Annotated in this window: 8 protein-coding genes; 1 reads left to right on the forward strand and 7 read right to left on the reverse strand. The window is 66.7% G+C overall.

Features of this window, described 5'->3' with window-relative positions; all coding sequences use genetic code 11:
• Window positions 1-2 precede the first annotated feature (2 nt).
• The gene (locus tag KAY22_RS06515) at window positions 3-3,341 is read right to left on the reverse strand and encodes a glycosyltransferase (RefSeq protein ID WP_296621372.1); all 3,339 of its coding nucleotides are present in this window, start codon (window positions 3,339-3,341) and stop codon (window positions 3-5) included.
• 95 nt (window positions 3,342-3,436) lie between these two features.
• Here KAY22_RS06515 and KAY22_RS06520 point away from each other — a divergent pair, with 95 nt between their 5' ends.
• Window positions 3,437-3,691, forward strand: coding sequence for a hypothetical protein (locus KAY22_RS06520; RefSeq protein ID WP_296621374.1), 255 nt, complete (start codon window positions 3,437-3,439; stop codon window positions 3,689-3,691).
• Between the two features lie 65 nt (window positions 3,692-3,756).
• Here the strand turns inward: KAY22_RS06520 and KAY22_RS06525 are convergent, their stop codons facing one another.
• The 6 genes from KAY22_RS06525 to hisG form a co-directional block, all read right to left on the reverse strand.
• Window positions 3,757-5,856 carry a sodium-translocating pyrophosphatase gene (locus KAY22_RS06525; RefSeq protein WP_296621376.1) on the reverse strand — a complete coding sequence of 700 codons (2,100 nt, stop codon included), beginning with the start codon at window positions 5,854-5,856 and terminating at the stop codon, window positions 3,757-3,759.
• Window positions 5,857-6,061: 205 nt separating this feature from the next.
• Window positions 6,062-6,997 carry a thiamine-phosphate kinase gene (gene thiL, locus KAY22_RS06530; protein WP_296621378.1) on the reverse strand — a complete coding sequence of 312 codons (936 nt, stop codon included), beginning with the start codon at window positions 6,995-6,997 and terminating at the stop codon, window positions 6,062-6,064.
• Window positions 6,998-7,046: 49 nt separating this feature from the next.
• A complete protein-coding gene (locus KAY22_RS06535; RefSeq protein WP_296621380.1) occupies window positions 7,047-7,829 on the reverse strand; it encodes a sulfite exporter TauE/SafE family protein in 783 nt (260 codons plus the stop codon).
• A complete protein-coding gene (nusB, locus tag KAY22_RS06540) occupies window positions 7,826-8,299 on the reverse strand; it encodes a transcription antitermination factor NusB (RefSeq protein ID WP_296621382.1) in 474 nt (157 codons plus the stop codon). The genes KAY22_RS06535 and nusB overlap by 4 nt, the downstream gene beginning before the upstream one ends.
• The gene (hisD, locus tag KAY22_RS06545) at window positions 8,296-9,591 is read right to left on the reverse strand and encodes a histidinol dehydrogenase (RefSeq protein WP_296621384.1); all 1,296 of its coding nucleotides are present in this window, start codon (window positions 9,589-9,591) and stop codon (window positions 8,296-8,298) included. The genes nusB and hisD overlap by 4 nt, the downstream gene beginning before the upstream one ends.
• Complete coding sequence (gene hisG, locus KAY22_RS06550; protein WP_296621386.1) at window positions 9,581-10,246, reverse strand: ATP phosphoribosyltransferase; 666 nt, start codon at window positions 10,244-10,246, stop codon at window positions 9,581-9,583. Before hisG ends, hisD begins: the two co-directional genes overlap by 11 nt.
• Window positions 10,247-10,264 lie beyond the last annotated feature (18 nt).

A 10,264-nucleotide genomic window follows, 5' to 3' on the forward strand; every position in this document is an offset into this window, starting at 1 on the left:
TTTCACTCTTTGCCGGTGGCGACCCGACCCGATCGTTCGAGCTTGCCCCATCCCACCTGCGGCCCGCGCAGGGCCTGGGCGAGGGCCTTGAGCACGACATAATACATGATCTGACGATAGCCGATCCGCTGCGGGATCAGCAGCCAGAGCAGCCGCCACGTCTCTCGCCGTTCGAGCGCGAAGGCGATGAAGGCGGCGAGCAGGTCGATCAGGGTGAAGATCAGCCAGTAGCCGAGCATCTTCTGCACATCGGTGCTCGCCTGCGCCCAGCCATGCGCCTGGACGTCGAGCCAGGTCGCAGCAAGGCTGGTGATGAGCGCCAGATCGATGATCGGCGAGATCGCGGCCAGCAGCACCTGGAACAGCACCGCCTGCGGCAGGCCGATCCGGGCCAGCCCGCGCGGCTGCCCGATCCGTATCGCCGCACGATGCTTCCAAAGACATTGCAGCGTGCCATAGGCCCAGCGATAGCGCTGCTTGGCGAGCGCGCGGACGCTCTCCGGCGCCTCGGTCCAGGCCACCGCATATTGGTCATAGTGAACCGCCCAGCCGGCCCGCTGGATCGCGATTGTGAGGTCTTGGTCCTCGGCCAGCGTGTCGGGTGGATAGCCGCCGACCTCGCGGATCGCGGCGAGCCGCCAGGCGCCGACCGCGCCCGGGACGACCGTAATCGCATTAAGGCGCGCCAGCGCGCGGCGTTCGAGATTCTGCGCGGTGATATATTCGAGCGCCTGCCAGCGCGTGATCAGGTTCACGCGGTTGCCGACCTTGGCGTTGCCGGCCACCGCGCCGAGCCTCTCGTCGGAGAACCAGCGGGCGAGTCTTGCGATCGTCGTCGGCTCGAACTGCGTATCGGCATCGAGCGCGATGACGATGTCGCTGCGGACGAGATCAAGCGCGCGGTTGAGCGCGCGCGCCTTGCCGCCATTTTCCAGCGTCAGCAGGCGGACGCGCGGGTCGTCGGCAAAGGCCTCCGCGACAACCGCGCTGGTCCGATCCTTCGAGCCGTCGTCGATGACGATCACCTCGACGGTCACGTCGCGGCTGTCGAGCACCCGGCGGACCGACCGTTCGATGACCCGCTCCTCGTTGAACGCAGGGATCAGCACGGTGACGAAGCGGCCGGGATCGATCGGCGGGAAGATGGTGCGCGCCTCGCGCCGCGCCTGGACCAGCGCCAGACCCGACAACAGGATCGCGCGGGCGATGCCGAGGGAGATCGCGACGAGGAAGATCCACTTGAGCGCGATGGCGGCCCAGCCGAGCAGGCTGAACAGCGCAAGATCGATCTCGGCCGCGGTGCGGTCCCCCTTGGAAATCGGCGGATTGGCCGCGCTGCGCGGCAGGCCCGCCAGTTCCGAGACGGGGACGAGCGTGTAGCCACGCGCGCGCAGCCCCTCGATGATTCGCTGCAGTGCTTCGACCGTCTGCTCACGGTCGCCGCCGGCATCGTGCAGCAGGACGATGTTGGCCGAGCGCTCGGAGCTGGCCTCTGCGACCCCGTCCAAGGTGCGGCGGACGATCTCGTCGACGCCCGGCCGTTTCCAGTCGTCCGGATCAACATGCAGGCCGACCGAAAGATAGCCGCGCCGCTGTGCCTCCTCGACCGGTACGATCTCGTCGCTGGTGGTCGGTTCGGCGTCGCCGAAATAGGGGGCGCGGAACAGGCGCAAAGAACGTCCGGTATAGGCCTGGAACAGACGCTGGGTGGCGTTGAGTTCCAACCCCGTTTCGGTTGCGGTCGCCTGGGCGAGATTCGGATGGGTATAGGTGTGGCTGCCCACCTCATGCCCCTCGGCGATGAGGCGTTCGAGCAGCGGACGCTGTGTCAGCGCATTTTCGCCGACGATGAAGAAGGTCGCCGGTGCCTTTTCGGCCTTCAATATGTCGAGGATCTTCGGCGTCCAGGCGGGGTCTGGCCCATCGTCGAAGGTCAGCGCGACGAGACCCGGCCGATAGCCAGTCCGCTGAATCTGATAGGGGGTAGGCAGGCGATCGAAGCGCACGCCGGTGATCGAGCCCGAACGGTCGGTCGACACGATCCGATGCCCTTCGACGGGCGTCGCCCCGATCCGCAATATCTCTCCCACCCCCTCGATATCGACATTGGTACCGGCAGGGATGGTTTCGATCGCCTTGGCCTTGGGCAGGCGGCGGGCATGGCCGAACATCGTCCAGATCGACGGATCCTCGGTCCCCAGCCGCCACAGGGCCACGGCGTTGAGCCCCATCGACTGCAGCGACGCGATCTGGCCGTGCATCGCCGCGGCGTCCAATATCCAGATGTCGTGCCGTTTGCCCTGCTCGACATAAGCGAAGCTGCTGTTGGCGCTGACCGGATCGAAGCGCGGGACGACTCCGCTGTCATGCGCGGCCAGCCAGACGTCCTCCACCGAATGGGCGACGACATCCCCGCCCTTTTCGAAATCATAGGCATAGGAGCCCAGCGCCACGACGATATGGTCCGACGGCACCCCGCGCACCGCGCGCGCGACCGAATCGGCGAACCAGGCGCGGCTTGCGATCGGCCCCGGCTCGCCCGGCAGCGAATGTTCGTCATAGGCCATGAGGAACAGCTTGTCGGCCACACGGGCATAGGCCTTGAGGTCCCAGGCCGCATCGGCGACGGGCACCGCGATCGCGATCTGCATGCCCGGCAGGCGACGCCGGGCCTCGGCCAGGAAGGCGCGATAGGCCGGGTGCGCGTCGGCGGGCAGCTCCTCGAAATCGAAGAACACACCGCTTGCCTGATTTTCGCGCAGCAGTGCCGCGACCCGGTCGAGCGTCGCGGCGCGCGCTCTGGGATCGCGGAGCAGCGCGGCGATGCCGGGACCGTCCCAGCCGCCATCGAGCGCGTTCTGGATCATCGGCATCAGCTTGGGGCGATGATGGGCGCGGCTGATGATCGCCTTGCCGCGGGCATCGGGAAAGCTCGTCACCTTGTGGTCGGGGCCGGTGATCGAGATCCAGCCGGGGATCAGCCAGTCGATATCCTCGACATGGCGCGCCAGCGACGCGGTCGAGGCGTCGTCCCACGGCGCGTGAAAGGCATAGGAGGTAGGCGGAACCGAGCGGACACCGCCGCTGGCAACCAGATGCCGGAAATCGCGCCACATGCGGCGCACCTTGCGTTCGCTCGCCTTAACCAGTCCGGGGCCAGCGGCTGCCGCCTGGGGCCGCTCGAGCTCGAAGGGCAAGGGCGGCTGCGGCGTCACCTTGGCGATCGAACCGAGGAAGGCAGCGGCAGAGAGCAGAAGAAGCAGCATGAAGGCGATGACGGCGGCTGCAAACCGACGGCGGCGGCGGCCCGAGGCGTCATAGAAGATCGGCTTCTCGTGCATCCGTATTACCCCGCAGCCCCCCGCGCCCACGGAACGGCGCGGTCCGGAGGCGGTTGATCAAGTCTCCCGCGCTCTGACGAAAGAAAGCTTTCTCTATGCTGACGATGGCACTTCAATATTATGGGGCCGCCGCCGGAGCGATCGCTGCCCTGATCGTCTCGCTCGACCTGGGGCGGCGATGGACGGGTTTCGGTTTCGTCATCTTCGTCACCTCGTCGCTGGCGCTGATCGCCTGGGGCTTTCTCAAGCCCGATGCCGAGGGGATCGGGATGCAAAACATCATCCTGTTCGTGATCAACCTGATCGGGGTCTATCGCTACCTGATCCGCAAGGGCCGAGCCGACTGCTGACAAAAAATGCCCGTCCGGATTGCTCCGGACGGGCCAGCGCTGGCTAGGCTTGGTTAGGGCCGTGCTCAGGCCGCGTGCGCGAGCGCCGCGAGCAGAAGCAGGGCCACGATATTGGTGATCTTGATCATCGGATTGACCGCAGGCCCGGCGGTGTCCTTGTAGGGATCGCCGACGGTGTCCCCGGTCACGGCCGCCTTATGGGCTTCGGAGCCCTTGCCGCCATGATTGCCGTCCTCGATATATTTCTTGGCATTGTCCCAGGCGCCACCACCCGAGGTCATCGAGATGGCGACGAACAGGCCCGAGACGATCACGCCCAGCAACAGCGCACCGAGCGCGGCGAAGCCGTTGGCCTGCCCCGCAACCTGGGTGATCACGAAGTAGACCACGATCGGGGCGAGCACCGGCAATAGCGACGGTATGATCATCTCCTTGATCGCCGCCTTGGTCACCAGATCGACCGTGCGCGCATAATTGGGCCGGCTCGTCCCCGCCATGATGCCCGGATTTTCCCGGAACTGGGCACGGACTTCCTCGACCACGGCACCGGCTGCACGGCCCACGGCGGTCATGCCGAAGGCGCCAAAGATGTAAGGCAGCAGCGCACCGAGCAGCAGGCCGACGATCACATAGGGGTTGCCGAGCCCGAAATTGACCTCGAGGTTCGGGAAATAATGGGTGAGGTCGGTAGTATAGGCACCGAACAGCACCAGCGCGGCCAGACCTGCCGAGCCGATCGCATAGCCCTTGGTGACCGCCTTGGTGGTGTTGCCGACCGCGTCGAGCGCGTCGGTCTTGACCCGCACGCTGTCGTCGAGACCCGCCATTTCGGCGATGCCGCCGGCATTGTCGGTGACCGGGCCATAGGCGTCGAGCGCGACGACCATGCCGGCCAGCGCCAGCATCGAGGTCGCACCGAAGGCGATGCCGATCAGGCCCGCCAGCTGATAGGCGACGATGATACCGACGCAAATGACGAGCGTCGGCAGCGCGGTGGCCTCGAGGCTGACCGCAAGGCCCTGGATGACGTTGGTGCCGTGGCCGGTTTCGGACGCCTTGGCGATCGAGCGGACCGGGCGATAGTTTGTCCCGGTATAATATTCGGTGATCCAGACGAGCAGCCCGGTCACCGCCAGGCCGACAAGGGCCGACCAGAACAGGTTGATCGCCGGGAAGCTCGCTCCGGCGACGCCGATCGGGGCGTTCAGATCACCCAGCACCTGCGCCGTGGCGACATAGATGGCCGGGATCGACAGGATCGCGGTGGTCCAGAACCCCTTGTAGAGCGCGCCCATGATCGACTGGTTGGAACCCAGCCGGACCATATAGGTGCCGATGATCGAGGTGACGATGCAGACACCGCCGATCAGCAGCGGCAGCGACATCAGCTTGCCGATCCAGATCGCATCGCCCGCGACGAGCAGCGCGGTGAGCACCATCGTCGCGCCGACCGTGACGACATAGGTTTCGAACAGATCGGCCGCCATGCCGGCACAGTCGCCGACATTGTCGCCCACATTGTCGGCGATGGTCGCGGGGTTGCGGGGATCGTCCTCGGGAATGCCCGCCTCGACCTTGCCGACCAGATCGGCGCCGACATCGGCGGCCTTGGTGAAGATGCCGCCGCCGAGACGCGCGAAGATCGAGATCAGCGATGCGCCGAAGGCCAGTGCCACCAGCCCGTCGATCACGATGCGGTCATTGGAGGCCAGCCCGCCGGGCCCGGTCAGATACCAGTAGAAGACCGCGATCGCGAGCAAAGCGAGACCCGCCACCAGCACGCCGGTGACAGCGCCGGCGCGGAACGCCACAGTCAGGCCACTCTGCAGGCTGGTCCGGGCCGCTTCGGCCGTACGCACATTCGCGCGGACCGAGATGTTCATGCCGACATAGCCGGCGACACCCGAAAGAAGCGCACCGATCACGAAGCCGATCGCGGAAATCTGCCCAAGAAAATAGAGAACCAGCGCTGCGACGATGACGCCGACGATAGCGATGGTCCTGTACTGGCGTCCAAGATAGGCCTGCGCACCTTCCTGAATGGCCGCTGCAATATCCTGCATCTTCTCGTTGCCCGCAGAGGCAGCGAGCACCTGCCGGCTCGTGAATAACCCGTAGACTATGGCGAGCAGCCCACAGCCGATCGCGACTTCATTTATAGGCATCCCAACTCCCTTCGCTCTTCAAAGTGTCGGGATGGCACTTTTCTGCCCTTTTTTGTCCCGACACCTGGCTTGCTTTGTATGTCTGCCTTGTTGGCACACCGCAAGTACCGCTTTTTCGGAGACGTAATTGCGATCGACTTAGGACAATTGTCGGAATGACAATTGCACAAAGCACACCCGTAAAGCGGGCGAGACGAAGCCGGGATCAGTCGGGCCGATGTTCGAAGCCAAGCCTGATTGGGGGTGGGATATTTCCATCGCTGTCGCGCAGGCTGATCCCCGAACCGACCGTGAAGCGGCCGATCTCCACGGCGTGGGCGGAGGCTGCCTCGCGATGCTCGGGCGGGATGGCGGCAACAAGCTGATAGTCGTCGCCGGCGGTCGCTGCGGACAGGCGCGCTGCGCGGTCCTCGCCGAAATCGCGACATTCGGTCGACAGCGGAACCCGGTCGAGGTCTATCTCGACCGCCAGACCGGAGGCGCTGGCTATGCGGCCCGCGTCGATCAGAAGCCCGTCGGAAATATCCGCCATGGCATGGGCGAGCGGGGCCAGCGCCCGTCCTTCGGCGAGACGGGGCATCGGCAGGCGATAGGCTTTGAACAGGCGCCGAGGCCCTTCGATCTCACCCGATGCGATGCGCAGGCCGAGCCCGGCATCACCGATGGGTCCGGTCGCGAACAGGAGGTCGCCTGCCTTCGCGCCGCGCCGGTCGGGGCTTCCGCCAGGAGGAGCCTGGCCGATCGCGGTCAGGCCCAACACCCGCGCCGAGCCCGCCGGCTGCGCGACGGTATCGCCCCCGAGCAGCGGAACCTCGAAATGGGCGAGCGCACGGCCGAGCCCCTCGACGAAGGCCTTATCCCAATCACCATTGCCGGTCAGCCCATAGCCCATGAGCACGCCGAGCGGATCGGCGCCCTTCGCGGCCAGGTCGGACAGGTTTACAGCCAGCAGCTTCCAGGCGACGTCGCCGGGCGGATCGGTGGCGAGATAATGAACGCCCTCGACCAGCATGTCGTGAGTCAGCACCAGGTCGCGGCCAAAGGGTGCCGGCAGGACGGCGGCATCGTCCGCCAGGCCACGCGCCGCAGGATGACCGGCGAGCGGGCGAAGCGCATCGATCAGGCGGCGTTCGTCGGACATGTCCCGGCTATTCCTTTCCTCGTCCGTCCGCGCCGCCGAACCCGAACAGTCAGCGAGCGAGAAGCAGCGCCAGCGCATCCCACAGCAGCTTCACGCCGACCAGGATCGTAAGGCCATAGACCAGATTGTAGAAGCGGTCCGGATGGACCCGCCGGACCAGCCACACGCCGGCAAAGGTCGAGGCGATGGCCACCGGCATCAATGCAACCGAAGCGAGCAGGTTGACCGGGGTGAACTGGCCGAGCGCGACATAGGCGGGCACCTTCACCCAGTTGATCAGCGCGAAGAAGATCGCCGTCGTTCCGACAAGCACGTCGCGCTCCAGCCGCTGTGGGAAGACATAGAGCTGATAGGGCGGGCCGCCGGCATGGGCGATCTGGCTGGTCAGCCCAGCGGCGACACCGCAAGCGACGCCGACGCTGTCGGGAAGACGCTGAGTCGGTGCCGGACGGCCACCGCGCACCGCCCAGAGCTGCTGCGCGCCGAACAGGATCGAGATGAGCCCGAGCGCGAGCAGGATCCAGTCTTCGCGCAGGCTGGCGGCGAACAGATAGCCGAGCAGCACGCCCAGGATCGCGCCGGGCACCATGACCTTCATCACATGGCGATCCCAGCTGTGGCGGAATGCCCACACGCCGACAGCATCCTGGACGATCAGCAGCGGTAGCAGGATCGCTGCCGCCTGGACGGGCGGAGCAACGAGCGCCATCAGCGGGATGGCGAGCGTGCCGACGCCGATGAAGCCGCCCTTCCCCAACCCCATCAGGATTACCGAGGGGATACCGAGCAGCCAGAAAAGAGGGTCGTACAGGATCGTCGCGTCGACGATCACACGCGCACGGCCTTGGCGATCCCGTCGAGCACCCCGTTGACGAAGCCCTTTTCCTTCTTGTCATAGAAGGCGTCGGCGACGTCGACATATTCGCTGATCACGGTCGCGGTCGGTACGTCGGGCCGCGCGATCAGCTCATAGGCGCCAACGCGCAGGATCTGACGCATCGGGCGATCGAGCCGCTCGAGCGACCAGCCGCTCGCCAGCTTATCCGTGATGGCGGCGTCGATCTCCGCGCGGCGTGCGTCGACGCCCTTTACCAGATCGTCGAAGAAGGCGATCTCGGCATGGGCATATTGGACGTCCTCGATCGTCGCGCCCAGCCGATGCTGGTGGAACTCGTCGAGCAGGTTCGCGAGCGGCGTTCCCTCCATTTCCTGCTGGTAGAGCGCCTGCGCGGCGGCAAGCCGCGCGGCACTGCGCGAGCGCGAACGCTCATTCTTGGCATTGGCATTTTTGGCGTTGGTCATCTGTTTTCCAGTCTCGCGGCAACCGAGGCCGCGTGGGCGGGGAGCCCTTCGGCGCGGGCGAGCGCGACGGCGGCCGGGCCGATCGCGGCGATCGCCGACGCATCCAGGGCGATGAAGCTGGTGCGCTTCATGAAATCGAGCACCGACAGCCCCGACGCGAAACGCGCCCGGCGGCCGGTGGGCAGGACATGGTTCGGTCCCGCGACATAGTCGCCGACCGCTTCGGGCGCATGGCGGCCGAGAAAGACGGAGCCGGCGTGGCGGATGCGGTCGAACAGCGCCTGCGGATCGGCCACGGCCAGTTCGAGATGTTCGGGCGCCAGACGATCGCTGAGCGCCGGCACCTCGTCGAGCGAGCCGACGGTGATGATCGCGCCATTGGCCTCCCAGCTGGTCCGCGCCGTCTCCCCCGTCGCCAGGCCGCCCAGCTGCCGTTCGACGGCCTGCGCGACCGCATCGGCGAAGGCCGCGTCGTCGGTGAACAGGATCGACTGGCTGGTGGGGTCATGCTCCGCCTGGCTCAGCAGGTCGGCGGCGATCCATTCGGGATCATTGTCGCGGTCGGCCACGACCACGATCTCCGAGGGGCCGGCGACCATGTCGATCCCGACGACCCCGTAAAGCTGCCGCTTGGCCTCGGCGACCCAGGCATTGCCGGGGCCGACGATGACGTCGACCGGCCGGATATGATCGGTGCCGTAGGCCAGCGCGGCGATCGCCTGCGCGCCACCGACACGCCACACCTCGTCGACGCCGGCAAGGGCTGCCGCCGCCAGGACAAGCGGATTGACGTCGCCAGCAGGCGTCGGGGTCACCATCACCAGCCGGTCGACGCCCGCGACCTTGGCCGGCAGCGCGTTCATCAGGACCGAGGACGGATAGGCCGCGCGCCCGCCCGGAACATAGAGGCCGGCCGCCTCGACCGCCGTCCAGCGCGCACCGAGGCGCACGCCGCTCTCGTCGGTGCGGCTCGAATCGCCGGGACGCTGGGCGGCGTGGTACAGGCGGATGCGTTCGGCAGCGAGTTCGAGCGCCGCGCGCAGGTCAGGATCGAGCCCGGCCAAAGCCTCTTCGCAAGCCGACGCCGGGATGCGCCAGCCGGTAGCCTCCAGATCATGGCGATCGAAGCGCTGCGTATAGTCGGCCAGCGCCACATCGCCCCGTGCACGGACATCCGCCACGATCGCGGCAACGTCGCGCGAGACGTCGGCGTCGGCCTCGCGCCGTCCCTCGACGAGCGCCGTGAAGGCCTCGGCGAAACCGGGATCGCGGCTGTCGAGCCTAAGCGGCATTGCGACGCTCCACAGCGGCGCGGAACCCCTCGACCAGCGGGCCGATTTCTGCCGCGCGGGTCTTGAAGGCGGCGCGGTTGACGATCAGCCGCGACGAGATGTCGGCGATCTTCTCCACCTCGGCCAGGCCATTGTCCTTGAGCGTCCGGCCGGTCGACACGAGGTCGACGATGCGGCTCGACAGGCCCAGCACCGGCGCGATCTCCATCGCCCCGTTGAGTTTGACGCATTCGGCCTGCACGCCCCGCGCCTCGAAGTGGCGGCGGGTGATGTTGGGATATTTGGTGGCGACGCGGACATGGCTCCACTCGCGCGGGTCGTCGCCCTCCGCCATCGCGACCGGCTCGGCCACCGAGATGCGGCAATGGCCGATGTCGAGATCGACCGGCGCGTAGAGTTCGGAATAGTCGAACTCCATCAGAACGTCCGATCCGACGATGCCCAGCTGTGCTGCACCATGGGCGACGAATGTCGCGACGTCGAAGGCACGCACCCGGATCAGGCCGATGTCGGCCCGATTCGTGGCGAAGCGGAGCAGACGGCTGTCCTCGTCGCCAAAGGCCGGCTCGGGCACGATGCCGATATGCGCGAACATCGGCAGCACCTCTTTGAGGATGCGGCCCTTCGGCACGGCGATGATGATCTGCGCTGTCATGATGGCGCGCGCCATAGA

The sequence above is a fragment of the Rhizorhabdus sp. genome (assembly GCF_018006725.1).
Lineage (GTDB): Bacteria > Pseudomonadota > Alphaproteobacteria > Sphingomonadales > Sphingomonadaceae > Rhizorhabdus.